The 17,359-nt window shown below is 55.4% G+C and carries 17 protein-coding genes; 8 read left to right on the plus strand and 9 right to left on the minus strand.

Features of this window, described 5'->3' with window-relative positions; genetic code table 11:
* Positions 1–17 precede the first annotated feature (17 nt).
* The 5 genes from JZM60_RS06410 to JZM60_RS06430 form a co-directional block, all read right to left on the minus strand.
* Positions 18–923 carry a 5'-nucleotidase gene (locus JZM60_RS06410; RefSeq protein WP_207164671.1) on the minus strand — a complete coding sequence of 302 codons (906 nt, stop codon included), beginning with the start codon at positions 921–923 and terminating at the stop codon, positions 18–20.
* Positions 924–979: 56 nt separating this feature from the next.
* The gene (locus JZM60_RS06415; protein ID WP_207164672.1) at positions 980–1,576 is read right to left on the minus strand and encodes a hypothetical protein; all 597 of its coding nucleotides are present in this window, start codon (positions 1,574–1,576) and stop codon (positions 980–982) included.
* Positions 1,577–1,626: 50 nt separating this feature from the next.
* Positions 1,627–2,919, minus strand: a complete 1,293-nt coding sequence (locus JZM60_RS06420; protein ID WP_207164673.1) for a double zinc ribbon domain-containing protein — start codon at positions 2,917–2,919, stop codon at positions 1,627–1,629.
* A gap of 104 nt (positions 2,920–3,023) precedes the next feature.
* A complete protein-coding gene (locus JZM60_RS06425; RefSeq protein ID WP_207164674.1) occupies positions 3,024–5,315 on the minus strand; it encodes an ATP-binding protein in 2,292 nt (763 codons plus the stop codon).
* A gap of 26 nt (positions 5,316–5,341) precedes the next feature.
* Entirely contained in the window at positions 5,342–5,914 is a 573-nt protein-coding gene (locus JZM60_RS06430) for an ATP-dependent Clp protease proteolytic subunit (protein ID WP_207164675.1), read from the minus strand.
* Positions 5,915–6,016: 102 nt separating this feature from the next.
* Here JZM60_RS06430 and JZM60_RS06435 point away from each other — a divergent pair, with 102 nt between their 5' ends.
* A complete protein-coding gene (locus JZM60_RS06435) occupies positions 6,017–7,024 on the plus strand; it encodes a helix-turn-helix transcriptional regulator (RefSeq protein ID WP_207164676.1) in 1,008 nt (335 codons plus the stop codon).
* 297 nt (positions 7,025–7,321) lie between these two features.
* Here the strand turns inward: JZM60_RS06435 and JZM60_RS06440 are convergent, their stop codons facing one another.
* Positions 7,322–7,657 (minus strand): helix-turn-helix domain-containing protein, encoded by a 336-nt coding sequence (locus JZM60_RS06440; RefSeq protein WP_207164677.1) that lies wholly within the window; start codon positions 7,655–7,657, stop codon positions 7,322–7,324.
* 187 nt (positions 7,658–7,844) lie between these two features.
* Here JZM60_RS06440 and JZM60_RS06445 point away from each other — a divergent pair, with 187 nt between their 5' ends.
* The 7 genes from JZM60_RS06445 (at position 7,845) to JZM60_RS06475 (ending at position 11,406) form a co-directional block, all read left to right on the plus strand.
* Complete coding sequence (locus JZM60_RS06445) at positions 7,845–8,048, plus strand: hypothetical protein (RefSeq protein WP_207164678.1); 204 nt, start codon at positions 7,845–7,847, stop codon at positions 8,046–8,048.
* A 54-nt stretch (positions 8,049–8,102) separates the two neighbouring features.
* Positions 8,103–8,690 carry a hypothetical protein gene (locus JZM60_RS06450; RefSeq protein WP_207164679.1) on the plus strand — a complete coding sequence of 196 codons (588 nt, stop codon included), beginning with the start codon at positions 8,103–8,105 and terminating at the stop codon, positions 8,688–8,690.
* Positions 8,691–8,737: 47 nt separating this feature from the next.
* The gene (locus JZM60_RS06455; RefSeq protein ID WP_207164680.1) at positions 8,738–9,127 is read left to right on the plus strand and encodes a hypothetical protein; all 390 of its coding nucleotides are present in this window, start codon (positions 8,738–8,740) and stop codon (positions 9,125–9,127) included.
* A 42-nt stretch (positions 9,128–9,169) separates the two neighbouring features.
* Positions 9,170–9,586: a hypothetical protein gene (locus JZM60_RS06460; RefSeq protein WP_207164681.1), complete on the plus strand. Its 417-nt coding sequence runs from the start codon at positions 9,170–9,172 to the stop codon at positions 9,584–9,586.
* Between the two features lie 81 nt (positions 9,587–9,667).
* Entirely contained in the window at positions 9,668–10,366 is a 699-nt protein-coding gene (locus tag JZM60_RS06465; RefSeq protein WP_207164682.1) for a recombinase family protein, read from the plus strand.
* Positions 10,367–10,435: 69 nt separating this feature from the next.
* Positions 10,436–11,101 (plus strand): ParA family protein, encoded by a 666-nt coding sequence (locus JZM60_RS06470; protein ID WP_207164683.1) that lies wholly within the window; start codon positions 10,436–10,438, stop codon positions 11,099–11,101.
* Positions 11,098–11,406, plus strand: a complete 309-nt coding sequence (locus tag JZM60_RS06475; RefSeq protein WP_207164684.1) for a ribbon-helix-helix domain-containing protein — start codon at positions 11,098–11,100, stop codon at positions 11,404–11,406. Before JZM60_RS06470 ends, JZM60_RS06475 begins: the two co-directional genes overlap by 4 nt.
* Before the next feature lie 167 nt (positions 11,407–11,573).
* Here the strand turns inward: JZM60_RS06475 and JZM60_RS06480 are convergent, their stop codons facing one another.
* From JZM60_RS06480 to JZM60_RS06490, 3 genes are all read right to left on the minus strand, one after another.
* Complete coding sequence (locus JZM60_RS06480; RefSeq protein ID WP_207164685.1) at positions 11,574–12,281, minus strand: YgjP-like metallopeptidase domain-containing protein; 708 nt, start codon at positions 12,279–12,281, stop codon at positions 11,574–11,576.
* A 3-nt stretch (positions 12,282–12,284) separates the two neighbouring features.
* Entirely contained in the window at positions 12,285–15,485 is a 3,201-nt protein-coding gene (locus JZM60_RS06485; protein ID WP_207164686.1) for a type I restriction endonuclease subunit R, read from the minus strand.
* A gap of 685 nt (positions 15,486–16,170) precedes the next feature.
* The gene (locus JZM60_RS06490) at positions 16,171–17,358 is read right to left on the minus strand and encodes a nucleotidyltransferase domain-containing protein (RefSeq protein WP_207164687.1); all 1,188 of its coding nucleotides are present in this window, start codon (positions 17,356–17,358) and stop codon (positions 16,171–16,173) included.
* Between the last annotated feature and the right edge of the window lies 1 nt (position 17,359).

Consider the following 17,359-nt stretch of genomic DNA (forward strand, 5'->3'; position numbering starts at 1 on the left):
CTCGGCCAAGCGGGTAGTCAGGCCGTTTGCCGTTCCACGTAGGGCACCCGTCCGACCGGTACAACGGTGGAAGCCGGTCCGCAGTGGACATCCTGGTCGTCAAAGAAGATGTGCGGCCTGAATGCCTCCAGGACTTCCATCTTCTTCATCCCCCCAAGGAAGAACACCTCATCCACCACCACGTTCCAGGCCCTGAGGGTCCGGATTACCCTTTCATGGGCTGGGCGACTGCGGGCAGTGACCAGGGCGGTGCGGATGGGGGGCACCGTGGTCCCCGCCAGCTTCTGGATCGCGGCAAGACTCTTAAGGAAGCGGGCAAACGGTCCTTCGGGGAGCGGTCTGCGGGCATTATCCGCCTCGTGACGGACAAATGCCTCCAATCCGTGTTCCTTGAAAATCCGTTCCGATTCGTCGGAGAAAAGAACAGCATCGCCGTCAAAGGCAATCCTGATCTGGTTGATTTCTTCGTTGAGGCAGCTCGGCCTGCTGTAGAGCAACGCCGATGCAATGCCGGCATTGATGCCGGCCTGAACGTCGTCTTCGTGCTGGGAGAGGAGCAGGTCAACCCTGAAGGCGCGCAGGTATGGGGAAAGTGGGGCGCCGCCGGTGAGGGCGGCGCGGGTGATGTCGAGACCGTAGTGGTCGATGGAGTTGAATATCCTGAGGCTCGTCTCAGACGAATTCCGGGACATGACCACCACTTCGGTCCTCCTGTCGCCGGGGAGCGTTTCGTTGAGCCTCAGGATCGCCTTCACGAGCGGGAAGCCGGTACCCGGTTCGAGGACGCGGTGCTCGTTCTCCATCTGGTAGGCGCGGTAGGCGTCCAGCCCCTCGCTGGTGAAAAGCCCGTCCTCATGGGAGAGGTCGAAGAGTGCGCGGGAGGATATGCCAACGACGAGGCATTCAGTAAGATCGACAGCCATAGACCAAACCCGTAGCTTGTTGGTTAAGTGCGATAACGGCTTCTGAAAGGCTTATTCTAATTGCCGAACAGACTTAGCTCCTCGGTATATAGCGCGGATTTGAATTTGTCCATTGGTGTCGAACCTGGTTCAAACACAGAGGCATCATCCTCTATAATTGCTCCATTGCTGATCTTTGATGGCCTTGATGATGTTATGCAAAAAATGCAATTCTGATAGCCGATATCTATGACAGGTTCCTCGTCGCTATAATCATAAAAAAGAATTTCTCCCCCTTTTTTATCCGTTATGCTCGACATTCCATCTTCATCTTCATCCAAGGCGCATCTCAGCATGCCGGAGAAATATTTCTTTTGCAGATTGACTTCATTCATACTTTTGAATCTGGTACTGGCTATTTTGGCTATGTAGTCGTCACATTTTTCAAACTCATCTATATTTGGGCTTATTTTCTTTTCAAACCAGTCTATTACATGAAAAATATCTTCATCCTCTCTCTGCACTATTGAGAAATGAAGATAATCCAATTTCCAATTGTCAATACTGAAACCATCTTCAGTATCCGCATTATCATCACTGCTGGTGACTCCGAAATATATTTCATGATTGACAATGTCTAATTCTTCACCGATTGTTTTGAGATCAAAACTCATTTTAAAGGCCTCCATATGTTTAGATGTGTGAACTGCTGATTTTGAGATGCTTAGCTATTCCACTCCGACTCTTCTCCCCGCTGAGAGTAAATTATGTCCCAGCACCCGTCATCGATCCGAACAATGAACCGGCAACAATCTCCGCCATTATCTTCAAACTCAAGATCAATGGGCTCGTCGTCATAGGAGATGCCGGAGATTATTGAGCCCATCAGCTCTGTTCCTTCATCATCAAGCTCTAGCATGCTGATATCGAACGTTGACAGCTGTATGCTGAGTTTCTCCGGGACAAATCCGCCCGGACAATTGATGGTGAAGCTGCCGTATGTTTTTCGCGACGGCGCCGCATAGATGATGTAAATACCGTCTTCAAATTCGCTATAAGTATCGACTTCCTCATAATTGGGCGCCAGCTTTGGAGACCTGATCTCATCGCCATCTTGTGACGACAGGACGCCGTAGAGATGGAAAACGTCATTGTAGTTGTGCGTGCATTCGCAGTAGTCGCTATTCTCGAATTCCCCATCCTTTTGGAGTTGGAGGATTTCTTCGTACTGCTCATCGGACAGCCGCCCGCACGAAACTTCCATGCCAGGTCCTGCAATCTCGAGGGTGATGCTTTCCGGTGCATCGTTCCGCTGGGGGGCGGTGGCGGTCGGATTGGGCGCCGTAGCACCTGCTTTCGTCCCGCAATCTCCGCAGAACTTCGCTTCTGGGGCCATCTCGGCGCCGCATCCGCTGCATTTCGGAGGAGCATTCAGGTTGGCGCCGCATTCCGGGCAGAACTTGGCCGGGCCTGTCTGTGGTGCGCCGCAGGAGGGGCAGCACTTAGGCAGTGGCGCTTTTTCACCGCATTCCGGGCAGAATCTGGCCCCTTCCACCATAGCAGCGCCACAACCAGTGCATGAAATGCCTGGTGTTACCGGTGCAGGAGCGTTAGCGGCTTCTTGTTCTCTGATAAATGCCAGTGCATCCTGATGACCCTGTTGTGCCGCCATGGTCAGCCAGTACTGTGCCTTGGCCATATCTCGAGGAACCACTTGGCCTTCATGAAAAATGTAACCGAGTAAATATTGGGCATCAATATGGCCATTTTGAGCCGCTGCGCTGAGCCAGTGCTGTGCCTTGGCCATATCCCGCGATGTCAGCTTACCATCCCAGTATAAGTAGCCAAGAGAGTACTGCGCATCGACGTGGCCGCGTTTGGCTGCATCTTCCAAGAAGTGTGATGCCAGATTGAAATCATTCTCATTGACGTACCTCATGCCTGCCTCGTAGCCAGCATTAGGGTCACCTTCCCATACCGTTTTTGCCACGCTTTTGAGGGAGTCGATAAATCCCATGCTTCTGTCCTCCTGATCATGGATTTGCCTGATGGCTGGATGAGTGCATTAATATGCATCTATAATAGCTGTTCGGCATGCGTTGAAAATTCTTTAGGAGCTATTCACTCATTGCCCTGATCTTTGGATTTTCCTAGCGGTTGCCTCGCCAGTTCCCCCTTGCTTTTATTCTCCCCGAACAGCACCGGCTGATGCTTCTTCCCCTGATGTCTCTCGATGGTTTCGTAAATGTCGGCGACTGTCGGCTTGCCGCTCCCACCGTGAATAATGGCGTGGATCATTGTTTGACGGGCCAGGAAGTCGATCTCGGTGATGTGCATCGGATGGTGTTCGACCAGAGTGACCAGATCGTCATCGACAGAACTCCACCCGATATGTTCTTCCCAGCGCCGTATCTGCTCCTCCTCGGGCGGATACTCCAGGTCGAACCGTAGACTGAACTCAGCCGGGAGTCTCGCCTTGCCGGGCGACCTGGTGACCAGGCAGAAGAGACCCGGATGGGTCCGGAGGTGCGAGGTCAGCTCAGCCAGCATCATGTTGCGGGCGGTGTCCGGCGTGTCCGCCAGCAGCCGCTCCACTTCGCGGTTGTGGTCAACGAAGAGGATGACGGCCGCGCTGCCGGTTCCGGGCGAGAAGGCATAGCGCATCGGACTGACTTTTTTCTGGCTGACCGGATCGATGACCCTGTTTTCGTCGGCCATGGAGAGGGTCTTGTCGAAATCGAATTCCCTGACCATGAGGCCGCATTCGTTGGCAAGCGCCCGGACGGCGTTAATTCCGGTCTGGATGTCGCCGGAACCGAGGAGGACCGAAAGGCCGAGTCCCCCTTCCTTCAGACGCCGATACGCCGTGGCAAGGTGGCGGATCTGCTCTTTCTGGTATTCCCGGAGAGGGATATCCTCCAAGGTCATCGCCGGAGGGTATGTTCGGCAGAGGCGGGACATCTCGGCTAGCGGGGAAATCTGCAATGACGCCGCGTGGTTGAGGAGCTCCCGCGTGATGACGGTGTTCTCGATCCCATCGTCGGACATGGCCTTGTTGATGGCCAGGAAGATGGTGTTCTTGATGAGCCCGCCGGTGAACTCGTACCGCTCGGAGAGCATCCGAAGGTCGAGGTCGTCGGCCAGTCGGACACCGGGAGGAATGAGCGACTGCCACATGCAAAGGCGCAGGTCGGGATCAGGGATGGCGAAGGAAACCTTCATACTGATGCGCCGTTCCATGGCCGGGTCAAGCTCCACGGGCTTGTTGGTGGCGAGGATCACCACGCAGCGGGCCTTTTCGATTTCGATGAGGAGCGCCCGACTTGCCCGGGAATCATCCCGGAAGATGTCGTCGGATTCGTCGAAGAAGACGATCCCCCCGTGGAGTGATGCCTCGCGGAACAGGGAGCCGAAGTTTTCCTCGTAGCTGCCGGGTGTATCGTTCAGATCCTCGAGCCGGAGGGTGAAGAGCTGTCGATCGAAGTGACACGCCAGGGCCTTGGCCAGCATGGTCTTGCCGGTACCGGGGGGGCCGTGGAAGAGGAGCGTAAGGCTGGTGCCGTAGCCGTAGAACTCGTCGAGGATGCTCCGCTGCCCCAGCTCCCGCCGTTTCAGGTAGTTTCCCACGTGGGTGACCACCTCATGCTTCGCCGCTTCGTCCATGACGACCTGATCAAGGCTGACACAGCTCCGCTCCCTGCCGACGAACCTGAACATGGTGCTATAAAGGTTGTTGTCATCCAGGATAAAGCGGACGAACCGCTCGTGGAGGCAGACGATCTCGTCCAGGATGTTGGATGTCTCGTCCAGCGTATTCCGGAAGAGGATGATCTCCTGGCGGATAAGCGAAGCGTCGACGCTGAAGCCGGAGCGGCGGTCGATCTGCTCCCGGTAATCCCTGCAGATGATGGCGAGGAGCGAACCGATCTTCATTCCCTCTGTCCACTTTCGCTCCTTTTCGAAGCCGCAGAGATAGAACATTTCGCAGAAACCGCGACTGGTGGTGAGCATGAAGAGAAGGAGCACCACGCTGCGCTCGAAGCCCTCGAGGCCGTAGTTTTCGCAGAACCGGGGCAGGGTGAGGGCAATGCCGGCGCGGGCCGACGCCTCTTCCCGCAAGCGGGTCTTCTGCACGTGTCCCGACAGGAGCAGCTCCACATGGTCCAGGGTGGCGTTTTCCGTTGACAGCCCGGCCAGGGACAGTACGCGCGCAACATCGCTCTCCTGGGTCGCCTCGCAGCCGTTGCAGCGCAGTACCGCCCGGGCCAGGATCAGGCGTGCTTCCTGTTCCATGGCCTGGAGATGGTCGAGGTTGTCGGCAAAGGGAGCGACCGCCGGCGCGGAATCCCGCGCCGACAGATGGAGAACCTGAGCGCCCTGGTCCGCAGGGGTGAAGGTCGTTTGTGCGTTCATGGTCGTGGTCATGGTGGGTCTCGTTTTCAGTAACTGCGGGTTCTGAGCGGCTCGATGACATCGGCCAGCCCGTACTGGATGGCTTCATCCGGGGCGAGCCAGGTATCCACGTCCCGCAGGAGGTAGTTCTCCAGCTCCTCCCGGGAAGAGATGTTCGAGTAGGAGAGGTAGTGCTGGAGAATCCGCTCGTGCTCCAGGTCTTCCTCCTTGCGGCTGGCGATGAGCTGGCTGTGGTTGCCGAAATTGAAGGCCGAGAACCGGTGGGAAAGGATCGAGGTCCGCGGGGTGATGACCCTGCGCCCCCTTTCTCCGGTCATGAAGACCAGGAGCCCCATGGAAGCGATCATGCCGATGCCGGTGGTATAGATGGGAATCCGCGACCACTCCATGATGTCGATGATCGAGAAGCCTGCCGGACACGATCCGCCGGGGGAATTGATGATCATCTGGATCTGGTTCACTTCCCCCCTGATGTTGTATTCGATGATTTCCTTGCAGACCCCCTCGGCGGTGCCGGAATCAATGGCGCCGGAGAGGTAGATGATGCCGTAATCGCTGAGCCCGTTCTCTTTTTGCTGCTTGTTGCCGTCTTTCGCCATGGAGTGCCTCCTCAAGCATTCGTTATAAATACCGATACAATGCATGCGTGACATTTTCGGGCACAGGGCGATTGTGCCGATTACCGGTCGGGGGAGGGTGACGTGCCGAAGCGGGAAAAGGACTGCTGGGCGGGACAGCTGGTGGATATGGTGGAGACGGTGAAGCTTCTGAGCCGTCCCCAGGGGGCAACGATAGCCGAGATCGTGGCGAACACCTCCGTGGAGCGCCGGACGGTCTACCGGATCTTCAAGGCGCTGGAGCGGATAGGGCTTCCGGTCCACGAAACCGCCGCCGGGTTCATGGAGCGGCAGAAGCGCTACCAGCTCGACGAGGGATCGGTCCTCAAGACCCCCAACCTTGCAACCCTCACCTTTGACGAGGCCCTTTCCCTCTATGCCCTCAGGGGGAACCTGGGGGTCTACCAGGGCACCATGATCGAAGAGTCGGTGGATGCCGCCTTCAGAAAGCTGGGGCTGATCCTCCCGCCGGGGTTTCGCCGGATGATGGAGCGCTATGCAACGCTCTTCATTCCCACCGCCAAGGCGGCCAAGGACTACAGCGGGGTGCAGGAAACCATTGACGACCTCAGCTTTGCAATGCTCAACGGCAAGGTCTGCACCGTCACCTATCACTCCTTCTACGACGACCGGGACAAGACCTTCACTATCCACCCGCTTCACTTCTTTGAACGGGATGGCGGGCTATACCTGCTGTGCATTGTCGCCCGCTTTTCCAGCATCAGAACCCTGGCCGTCGAGCGGATCCGCTCTCTGGACATTGCCGAGCAGGAGTTTGACTATCCGGAGGGATTCGATCCCCACGAACTGCTCGACTCCGCCTTCAACATCATCTTCGACGAGCCCTTTGATGCAAGGATTCGCTTTTCCCCCGGGCAGGCCCGGTACATAAAGGAGCGGCGCTGGGCGAAGGATCAGGAGTTTATCGATGAAGTCGACGGCTCGGTGGTTCTGGTGATGAGAACTTCAGGCCGTGACGAGGTCAAGCGGTGGGTGCTTTCCTTCGGCTCCGCAGCGGAGGTGCTGGAGCCGGCGGAGTTGAGGGCTGAGGTAAAGCAGGAATTCGAGGCGGCTGCCCGGAGGTATGATTGACAGAAGCATTTTGCTTTGAGGGAATGGGAAAAAACCGAATGTCAGAACTGATCTACCATAGTGCTGACAATGACCGATATCGTCCGCAACAGGTGACCTGATGCAGTGAGGACGAATTCAGCGACGTGCAGGATCGGCCTGCTTCATCTGAAGCGTAGAGGATGAAGTCAATCGTTTCCTCCCGAGAATCATTGCCTACAATTGTCTCAAGCCGTCGGAATTGTCGTGTGGCTTTTCGGATATAGTTGGCTTTGGAGTTTTTCCCCATATCAGGCATCAGATGAATCCGACGGAAATTTACTCTCCCCTCGTGGTTTCCTTAAGCATCTTCAGCATCCGATAAACGAATCTTTGCTGGTCCTCGCTCAGATCCTTCACTAATTGGTCGATCCCCGCCCGTCGCTCACCGGCGTCATCCAGATGTGAAAAATCGAAGAAGTCCTTCAGCGGCACCTCAAGAACCGTGGCGATCTTTTCGAGCCGGTCGAGGGAGGGGTAACTCTTCCCCACCTCGAGTCGGCTCATGTGCTGCGGCTCCACCCCAATGAGCTCGGCTAGCTCTTCCTGGGAAAGCTTCCGTGCTTTCCGCAGTTCCTTGATCCTCGCTCCCAGCAATTCCTTGGTTGTCTTCATAGGTGATCCTCTCTGGGCCTACCCTACTCAAATGACAAAACGGTCAACACAATATTTAATGCTAACTTTTTTTTAAAAATTCGCATCATATGATGTATAATCGACATTAAATGTTAAGTATTGGCCGATAGACAATGTTTAAGATTTATTTCGGGTTGCCGGTCAATCATCTTTTGGGGAGGGAATAATGCGTAATAAGGTCCTGTTGAGTCTGATGTTGGTCGTGTTGGCCGGTTGTGCAGCGGATCTGAGGAGCGGCAGAAAGTTTGAGGGGTTTCACCCGATGACCTATGCGGAATGCGAAAAGGTGCTTCCCAGCAAGGATGAGGGGGTACAGGTAATCGAAGCCCTCAGACGGACGGGCCAGTTGAAGGCCGCCGAGGCGAAGTAGGGATGGGGCCTGCCCGGCATCGCTTCGTAATAACATGACAAGGAGGAATTGATCATGTATCGCATGATGTCCTGCATTATCCTGGTAATGGTTCTGCTCAGTGCTATCCCCGCCGCCGGTGAGGATAACACGCTCAAGAAGGCTCTGTGGGTGGAGGGAGGAGCGACGCTGCAGGGAAACTACTCTGTCGCGCTCGGTACGCGGTTGGGCCCCATTGGCATGAAGTTCGGTTATGGGGGAGACTTCGACTATGAGGGCAAAGTGGTCAATGACGCCTACCCATTCACCCTGGCGGATCTGGGTGTTGCCGCAAAGCCCGTGGGCAAGAAGAAAATTGATCCGGCTTTCGGATTCGATATGATGGGATTTTACGACTTTACTCGGAACTTGACCGGTTACGCAGAAGGTGGGGTCTACTGGCAGGAAGAACGGAAGGTCATGGTGGTGACCGAGGCACAGCGGCTCTTTGCCTGGCCGGCTGGGACTCTCTTCAACGTTGAGAAGAAACGCTATGTCCTCACCGTCGAAGGTGGCGCCGGTATTCAGTACCGGATTCCCTACGATAACTGGCACGCGGTTCTGCTCACCGCCGGTTATCATACGCTCCGTGGAGTCAGTGGAGGAATCGGTTTGGCGTTCTGATGGTTTATCTTATGACGGATAACAATGACCACGTAGGGGGGAGTCCCATGTCCAACACCCGCAATTACGAAGATCTCAAGCACCGCCTCGAATCCGCCTTTGATCCCGAGCAGGCAAAGCTACTGGCAGAGGTGTTCATGGAGTCACGGAAGACGGCAGAGACGACCTCGAAAGAGCCTCCAAGCCCAGATGAATTGCAGCGGAGGTTGAAGAGACTCAACCGCTCCACCATGATTGTTGTGTTCATAGAAGCTGTTGCTCTGGTGATTGTTGGCGTTCTGATCTCCGATTACATGCACACCAAGAAACTTGCCGGATTCGATGCTTTTTTGTTCGGCATGTGGTTTTTGTTAACAGTGAGTAGCTTCGTGGTGCTCGCCATTCTGGCCGAGAGGCGCAAGAGATTGAAGCGGGTGATTGAATCCGCGTCAAAATGAGACTTCAGAATGCCTGAACCGTCACCGAGACATGGTGATAACGTGGGCAAACGAGCGCACTCCCAGGTGCTCACCTTTTTGGAAGAGGCACAAGTGCATGGGATAGCCTATGCGGAGCGTAGAACGCTGCAGCGGCTGGCTATGGGATTACTGAACCTGGGCGAGCTATCCCTAGCCGCCAGCGAGATCGAGCGGCGGGTTGAACGGAAGTACAGCTTCTACCATTGGTGGTATATCGTCATAATCGGACTGGGAGTTGCCGCCTTGCCGCTTTATCTTGTTGCCATTTTTTTGGGTCGCTTCCCAGCGACGTTTCGGATGGTGTTCTGCTTCATCGTTCCGGCAATTATCATCTTCATCCGGGTCTACGCTGGCTATCTGCGGGAGATCGATGAAAGGCGCCGCCGATACCGCACACACCTGGCAGCGTTATGCCACCTCCTGGGGAAGCAGACGTAAGCGCCCCCCCTTTGGTATGGTGCAGTGAATTCTGTGTCACATCAGTCAACGAGCGTTGACTAAAACGACAAGGTGGTCCGAATGAAACATTACATTGCGTATCTCAGGGTCTCGACCGACAAACAGGGTGAGCAGGGGCACGGGATCAGCGCCCAGCGCCAGGCGATCGGGAGCTACTTGGGTGCCCACGGCGGAGAGCTTCTGGAAGAATATGTCGAGGTCGAGAGCGGTAAAAAGAACGACCGGCCGGCGCTACAGAAGGCCATCAATCGCTGCAAGATGTCCCGGGCGACGCTGATCATCGCGAAGCTGGACCGACTCTCCAGAAATCTGGCCTTCATTGCCAACCTCATGGACGCGGGGATCGATTTCATCGCCTGCGACAATCCCTACGCCAACAAGCTGACCATCCACATCCTGGCTGCAATCGCCGAGCACGAGCGGGAGATGATCAGCCGGCGAACCCGGGAGGCCCTGGCCGCCGCCAAGACGAAAGGGGTAAGACTCGGTGGCCACCGCGGAGCGATTCTTACCGAGGAAATCCAGCTTCAGGGACTCGAAGAGCGTCGGGCTCGAGCCAGGGAGTACGCTGCAAACGTCTACCCGACGATCCGAGAGCTGCTGGATGCCGGGCACAGTCTGAATGGGACAGCCCAAGCCCTCAACAGCCGTCGCATTCTCACGGCTCGTGGTTGCATGTGGACAGCCAAGTCGGTCAGTCGCATCCTGCAGGCGGCCGAAGGCCGTGAGCGTTCCCCCGAGATTCTTCCCACCACATAGTCCTTGCCTTTTGCTCTCCGTTCCGATAAATAAATCTTATTTCACATTTATTTTTTCGGAAATATTATCATGGCAAAGATCGTCTCGTTATTGCAGCAGAAAGGCGGCGTCGGCAAGACAACCATCTCGGTCCACCTGGCGACGCAGATCAAGGAAACCTTCCCCGACCTGAAAGTTGCCGTGGCCGATGCCGACCCCCAGCAGAGTGCCACGGTCTGGATCACCAAAGGAAACGGTAAAGCTGGGGTCCATGTCTTCCCGGTTGCCCAAGACGGAGAAGGCAAGAATCTCAAGAGTGAGCTTTCGGAGGTAGAGGCCGATCTGGTCATCATGGATCTTCCGCCGGCAATCGCCTCGGTCTCCATGCGAGCCGCACTCTATTCCGACCTCATGCTTGTTCCGGTCGGGGCCAGTGCCTTGGATATCGAGGCGGCAAAGACGGCAATCTCGGTCTGCAAGGAAGCCATTGAGTTGGACGCCACGAAGCAGTTCCTTCTGGTACCCAACCGGGTCCAACTTAACTCCGCCGCCGGAAGGGAACTACGATCAGTGCTGACAAAGTTCGGCCCCGTTTCAGAGGCGACACTCTGCTTGCGGGTGGCCTACGCCGATTCCGTCATGCACGGCATCGGAATCAACAAGTTCGCCCCATCTTCGCCCGCTTACCAGGAAATTGGAATGCTTGCCGAAGAGGTTGTCCGCATGCTGAAACTGAAGGGAGGACGGTCGTCATGACTTTTAAGCGTAAGTCGCTTGCAGAATTGCAGATGGAAGATGAGATGCTGGCCAAAGTGCCAGAAACTGAATCGGGAAAGACGTCCCCATCGCAGAAGAAGCAGCCCGGTGGGACGTTGGATATTAAATCGGAAAAAATATTTCCGAAATCCGAATTCATAAAAATGTCTGTAACGGTAGAGCCGGACATTTTCGAGGCCGTTGAAGATCTCTCCCGCCAGCGACGCAGAAACAAGGAGCCCTTCACATTCTCTGCAATCGTGCGCGATGCATTAAGGGAGTATCTAAGCAAGCAAGTGGTGTGAAACCATGAGGCTACAAGGAGGTTGAGGCAACCCTCCGCTTGATAAGAACTAATTATCAAACTGTTGTTTTTGAGTCTCATAACCACGATTTGCGACAAATGGTGACAGTTTGTGACACTTAAACGGAAATGGTGACGTCATGGTCGGACGTTGACTCTGTTGCCAGCTCAAGCAAGCGCCATCTCCAACTTGTGCTTTCGCCGTTCCCAATCCGGCATCATCCGTTCTAGTAGTCGATAAAACTCCGAACTGTGATCATGGTACTTCAGATGGCAAAGCTCGTGAGTGACAACGTAATCGATGCACTCCCTGGGAGCCCGGATCAAATCTACATTTAGTGACAGCAATCCCCCTCTGGAAAGACTACCCCAACGCTTCTTTAAGTACCTGGTCTGCATGCGTGGCTTCATAAGTCCAAGCTTCTCAAATCGCGGCCAACAACGATCGAAGCTGACTTGAAACATTCCGTCCGCCTTTTCGGCATACCATCTGTTCAAAAGCATCTTGGCTTTTTCTGAATCGGGTGAGCCAGCCATTTGAATCCAGAAGAACCCTCCAGACAATCTCACCGTCTCCAGTTCCCCTTCGATAAACTTCAGGCGGAATTGTCTGCCAAGATACAGGTGGGTTTCTCCGCCAACAAAATTGCGTTGGGTCATCCTTGGATCGAACTGTTGGAAATACTGAAGCTGTCTGAGGATCCACCGAGAACGCTTACCGACCCGTTGCCGGATATCTTCTAACTCGGCTCCGAGTGGCGCCTTGACAACCACTCGGCTATCTGGGAGCACAGCGATGGCCAGTGTTTTCCTCGCGGAAAAGAGCACAGTGAATGGGATACTTTCCCTGCCGTATGTGACCATGCACGACGACATGAACTATTTTCTCCGACTCTTTGCTATCTGTAGCACCTTCTCGATCAAGGCATCCATTTGATCCAGGGTAAGATCAACCCCCTTTGCCCCCCTGACTTCGTCAAACAGATAATCGTCGATATCATTGATAACCTGCTTCCTGGCATCATCATCGTCCCAGAACTGCACCTTCCAGTGATGATCGAGTATGGCTTTGATCGAGGTTGCGATTTCAGCGGAAATAATTTCAAGCATTTCCTGCGAAAGACCGACTTCGCCCAGAAAGGGCTTCAATACGCCAAAGTATGCCATGGCCTCTTCGTTACCAATGAGCCTGGAGGGGATATCATCATGCTGGCGTGTAACCACTTTGGTACGATACTCAACAGCCAGGTTGAGGTACTCCATATCGGAAATGCGCTTTGCCCGGAAATCCTCGATGGCCTGTTGAATCAGCTTGGAAAACTTTTCATAGAAAGCCGGGTCTTCATCCATCTTTTCCGTGATGACCCGCGCCGTGGCGTGGGCAATGGCGTCCGCCTTTGCCGCCATCGTCTTTCCAGCGACGTAGATGCCATGCTCTTCCTTCACCACATTGAACAGCTTTTCGTCGAAGATGTTCACCGGCTCGTTGAGCTGGATCACTTCATTGGCCTGGATGTGGGTATCGAGGAGCTTCTTGATCTTCGGCTCGTAATCCCGGTAGTCGATAGCCTCGGCATAGCGAAGCTTCACCGCGGCCTTTAGGTTCTGGAAGCGCTTGAGGTCGTTCTTGTAGCGCCGCAGCTTCTCTTCCTCCGTCCCCATGATGAAGGACTCGGCTGAGAGGGCGATGCCCAGCGCCTTGCTATACTCCGCCAGTCGTCGGTAGAAATCCTCCCTGAGGGCATTGTCAGCCAGCAAAACCTCGTAGGCCTCTTCATCGTAGCTGTTCTTGACCTCCTTGAAGATGTCCCAGAGGTCGGAATAGCGCTGGGGAAGCTTACCGATTTCGCCGTTGATGGAGATGAGGGTTCCATTGAGGTCCTCTTCATCGAAACCCTCAAAGGCACTGTACATGGTAAGCGCCTTGTCCAGCTCTCCCAGGAGCCCCACGTAGTCGATAACGTAGCCGAACTCCTTGGCCTCGCAGAGCCGGTTCACCCGGGCGATGGCCTGAAGCAGGGTGTGCTCCTTCAGCTCCTTGCAAAGATAGATGACAGCGTTGCGCGGGGCGTCGAACCCAGTCAGGAGTTTGCTCACCACAATGAGGATTTCCGGTTCCGCGCCGAACTTGAACTGGTTGATGATCTGCTTGGTGTATTCCTCCTCGCTGCCGTACCGCTTCATCATCTTCTGCCAGAACTTTACCACCTCGTCCGTCGGTTCGTCGTCGGTCTCCTCGTACCCTTCCCTAGTGTCCGGGGAGGAAATGACCACCTCAGAGGTGACATGGCCGATGTCGTTCAGGAACTCGTGGTAGCGGAGAGCCGCCGCCTTGCTCGGCGCCACCAGCTGGGCCTTGAAGCCGGCAGTGATGGCGCTTGTGCGGTAATGCTCGCTGATGTCGAAGGCACGCATGTAGATGACCTGGTCCGCCTTGTTCAGCATGGAGGCCCGTGCGTATTTCCGCTTCAGGTCGGCCTGCTGCTCCTTCGTCAGCCCCTGGGTGTGGCGCTCGAACCAGAGGTCGATGGCAGCCTTGTTCTGCTCCATCTCCACATGGCGTCCCTCGTAGAGGAGCGGCACCACCGCCCCGTCCTCCACCGCCTGGTTGATGGAGTAGTGCGGCTCGATGAGGCCGCCGAACTTGACGAAGTTGTTTTTCTCCTTCTTAAGGAGGGGGGTGCCGGTAAAGCCGAGATAGCAGGCGTTGGGGAACATCTGCCGCATCCGGGCCGAGAACGATCCGAAGTTGGTCCGATGGCTCTCGTCGATGAGCATGAAGATGTCGGGGGAGTCGTCCTGGTACTTCCGCTGATTGAGCGCCTTGTCGAACTTGTGGATGAGCGTGGTGACGATGGCCGCCTTCTCTTCAGCCACCAGTTCCAGCAGGTTCCTTCCGGAGGTGGCCCGTTCCGGAGCCATGCCGCAGGCGGCAAAGGTGTTCCCCAGCTGCTTGTCCAGGTCGTCGCGGTCGGTCACCAGCACGAGGCGTGGATTGGGCACCGTCGGATCGAGGGCCAGGTTGCGGGCCAGCATCACCATGGTGAGCGACTTGCCCGAGCCCTGGGTGTGCCAGATGATCCCGCCCCGGCGGCGGCCGGCGCTGTCCAGCTGCTTGATCCGCTCCAGGGTCGCCTTGATGACGAAGTACTGCTGGTAGCGTGCGATCTTCTTGATGCCGCCGTCAAAGACCGTGAATCGGTAGGCGAGCTCCAGCAGCCGCTCCGGGCGGCAGAGGCTGTAGATCGCCCGGTCCTGTCCGGTGACCAGCCGGCTTCCTGCGGCAGCCTGGACCTCGAAAAAGTCACGTGCGACTCTGAAATCGCCGCTGAAGAGTCGGTCCTGCTGGTCGGGCGTAAGGGGTCGGTTGATCGCCTCTTCTATGTCGTCATCACGATCAAGGAGTTCCTTCCAGACCGCCCAGAACTTTGCGTGGGTGCCGGCGGTGGCGTACTGGGCGCTATTCTTGTTCACCCCCATGAGGAGCTGGCTGTAGATGAACAGCCGGGGGATGAAGTCGTCGCTCTGGTTGCGGATCGACTGGGAGACCGCCTGGTCCACCTCGATCATGGGTGATTTGCACTCGATGACCGCCAGGGGAATGCCGTTCACGAACAGTACGATGTCGGGCCGGGCCGACTCCGTACTGCGGGAGCGGTCCACGCTGAACTCGGCGGTGACGTGGAAGACGTTCCGTTCCCAGTCGCGCCAGTTGATGTAGTTCAGGGTGAAGCTCTTGGAGTCCCCTTCGATGGACTGCTCCAGAGCGGTTCCCAGGGTAATCAGATCGTAGACCGCCTCGTTGGTCTTCAGCAGGCCATCGTACTTTACGTTCTTCAGCTTCTGAATAGCGGTCTGGATATTCTCCTCGCTGAAGAGGAACTCGCGCCCCTTATACGCAATCCGATTGAAGCGCTTCAGTTGCTCCCGCAGAATCTCTTCCAGCAGCACGTTGCCACTCTTCCCCTGCCGCTGTTTATGGACTTCCTCGGCAGGGAGGTACTCGAACCCCAGGTTGATGAGGAGCTGCAGGGCGGGGATCTGGGAGAGGAACTTTTCGTCGAAGCGGAAGCTGGTCATTTTATTACCTTTGTTATGGCGCCCTACATCCCGGCACCTAAGTCTCTATGGTGCATTTTGAACCAGGATCTCGGGGCGAGTCTTCGAAACTCGTTCAGTTTCCTGTGAACGGAACAAGAACCCAGACGTTTCCCGCACTTGCACAGGCAAGCCTGTTTATTAGCAAGCCGTCGTTTCATTCCGAGCAGCTCGAGAGCGTTGTGCACCTCCTCTGGTCTCTTTAGGCCCAGAAGCTCCATATAGTCGTCAAGAATTCCTTGTTTCCCGTGCGCCAATTCGCTGAAGGCAAAGTCACCGCCATTCTGAAGCTTGTTGGACACGGCGTATAAGAAAGGAACAATACACGTTCCGGCAAATCCTGACAGCGTAGGAGCTTTGGCAATCTTCTTTAGAAGACTAAGGGGGGAGCCAAGACACAACGTGTCGTCGTGATTGACATGGAACTTCCCATCCCGAGGAATCTTGCGCTGCAGCTCCTTCACTCTCGGTATGCATTTTGGAAATGACGGCGGGATTTCCAGCTCAAGTTCATAGGCGTCGCATATTTCTGGCATGTCTGGCGGTGTTCCGCAGAAGGTAAACGTACCTCGGAGAATGAGTCGGTCATCCCGGCAAGGCCGCAACGCCATGCCGGGATAATCCCGGAGGAACTGTTCAACCTTATACTGATCTCTTGGCCGCACTGTTAATCCCTTTCCCAAGGCTTCGGGGGCGCAGCCTCTATGGAATGCGCCTTGGGGACTATAATCGACACGCCCTGAGCCAGTCCAAGGCTCTTCCGAAGGTCCTCTACATCCATGCGGGCACGGAATCTCTGGTTCGCCTGCTCTGCAATAAAAGTCGCATCCTCCGACCTTGTCAGGTTATCAAAATCGCTTCTTACCTGCCTCAACCACGTCCAGAAATTTTCCTCCAGCTTGAGATGCTTGTACTTCGGCATCGCCCACCGGTCGGCAAAATCCTCACTCGGATTGACAGGGTTCGGGACCTTGGGCGTTGTCGAGTTCACTAGATCGCCCATCCGGGCGAGAATGTTGGACAACGCATCGTAGAGATCCACCTCACCGTCATATGCCTGCGCCGCTAGCGTCGTGATGATAATGGAGATCGGCTTTACATCTGAATCATCCTTGAACATCAGGTCGCGATGACACTTCAGCAGTTGCACACAGCGCTGAAGAGGCGTCTTCCTTTTGTACACCGGGATGTCATCGACTTGGGCTTTTTCGAGCAGCATCCGGAGCGACTCATTCATTCGTGACTCGAACCACTTGGCGTACCCATCTGGATTGCTGATATTCCAATCGTCGCAGATGCTTCTGTAGCGGGGATGCCGATCATCGGTAATTGATACCGTGAGATGAGCAACAGATTCTGCCAGGATGTCATCGGTCCATGCTTTTCGGAGAGACTCGAAGATTACTCCTTGATTATCATCATCGGCGGGGATGCAAGGGACGATGTCCATATGAAAATTTAGGTGATCCTGGTACTCCAGTCGCCAGCACCGATGCTTTTCTTCTAAAGGCGCTGCGATGTTTCTCGCCTTCCGGTACAGCTCTAGCTCGTTGCCGATGAGGGCTTTGAGGCCTTCTTGTGTAGAAGATCCTTTTGTAATGCCTTGTTGGATCTTACAGGCCAAGTCCAGATCGTAGGCTTCCTCTTCGTGGACAGGCCTGATCGCAGTTCCGAGTCGGAAAGAACCTTGGGGATAAATGTGGGGCTCAAACCCCTGAACAGTGGACTCATCCCGTCCTAACCATTCACCAAGGTCATCGTAGCGATCTTTCGCTCTCTCATACGCCGACTCGGGAAGCTCCAGTTCAGACAACATCTTTTCGAGAAGCATTTTCTTCTGGTTGTTCGTCATCATC

This window comes from Geobacter benzoatilyticus (genome assembly GCF_017338855.1).
Classification (GTDB): Bacteria; Desulfobacterota; Desulfuromonadia; order Geobacterales; family Geobacteraceae; genus Geobacter; species Geobacter benzoatilyticus.

What these genes read in the sequence shown, in the direction of transcription:
- JZM60_RS06445 (WP_207164678.1), top strand. Translation starts at nt 7,845, where the DNA reads ATGCGTAATAAGGTCCTGTTGAGTCTGATGTTGGTCGTGTTGGCCGGT.
- JZM60_RS06415 (WP_207164672.1), bottom strand. Translation starts at nt 1,576, where the DNA reads ATGAGTTTTGATCTCAAAACAATCGGTGAAGAATTAGACATTGTCAAT.
- JZM60_RS06465 (WP_207164682.1), top strand. Translation starts at nt 9,668, where the DNA reads ATGAAACATTACATTGCGTATCTCAGGGTCTCGACCGACAAACAGGGT.
- JZM60_RS06430 (WP_207164675.1), bottom strand. Translation starts at nt 5,914, where the DNA reads ATGGCGAAAGACGGCAACAAGCAGCAAAAAGAGAACGGGCTCAGCGAT.
- JZM60_RS06410 (WP_207164671.1), bottom strand. Translation starts at nt 923, where the DNA reads ATGGCTGTCGATCTTACTGAATGCCTCGTCGTTGGCATATCCTCCCGC.
- JZM60_RS06420 (WP_207164673.1), bottom strand. Translation starts at nt 2,919, where the DNA reads ATGGGATTTATCGACTCCCTCAAAAGCGTGGCAAAAACGGTATGGGAA.
- JZM60_RS06475 (WP_207164684.1), top strand. Translation starts at nt 11,098, where the DNA reads ATGACTTTTAAGCGTAAGTCGCTTGCAGAATTGCAGATGGAAGATGAG.
- JZM60_RS06450 (WP_207164679.1), top strand. Translation starts at nt 8,103, where the DNA reads ATGTATCGCATGATGTCCTGCATTATCCTGGTAATGGTTCTGCTCAGT.
- JZM60_RS06480 (WP_207164685.1), bottom strand. Translation starts at nt 12,281, where the DNA reads ATGTCGTCGTGCATGGTCACATACGGCAGGGAAAGTATCCCATTCACT.
- JZM60_RS06425 (WP_207164674.1), bottom strand. Translation starts at nt 5,315, where the DNA reads ATGAACGCACAAACGACCTTCACCCCTGCGGACCAGGGCGCTCAGGTT.
- JZM60_RS06470 (WP_207164683.1), top strand. Translation starts at nt 10,436, where the DNA reads ATGGCAAAGATCGTCTCGTTATTGCAGCAGAAAGGCGGCGTCGGCAAG.
- JZM60_RS06455 (WP_207164680.1), top strand. Translation starts at nt 8,738, where the DNA reads ATGTCCAACACCCGCAATTACGAAGATCTCAAGCACCGCCTCGAATCC.
- JZM60_RS06485 (WP_207164686.1), bottom strand. Translation starts at nt 15,485, where the DNA reads ATGACCAGCTTCCGCTTCGACGAAAAGTTCCTCTCCCAGATCCCCGCC.
- JZM60_RS06490 (WP_207164687.1), bottom strand. Translation starts at nt 17,358, where the DNA reads ATGATGACGAACAACCAGAAGAAAATGCTTCTCGAAAAGATGTTGTCT.
- JZM60_RS06440 (WP_207164677.1), bottom strand. Translation starts at nt 7,657, where the DNA reads ATGAAGACAACCAAGGAATTGCTGGGAGCGAGGATCAAGGAACTGCGG.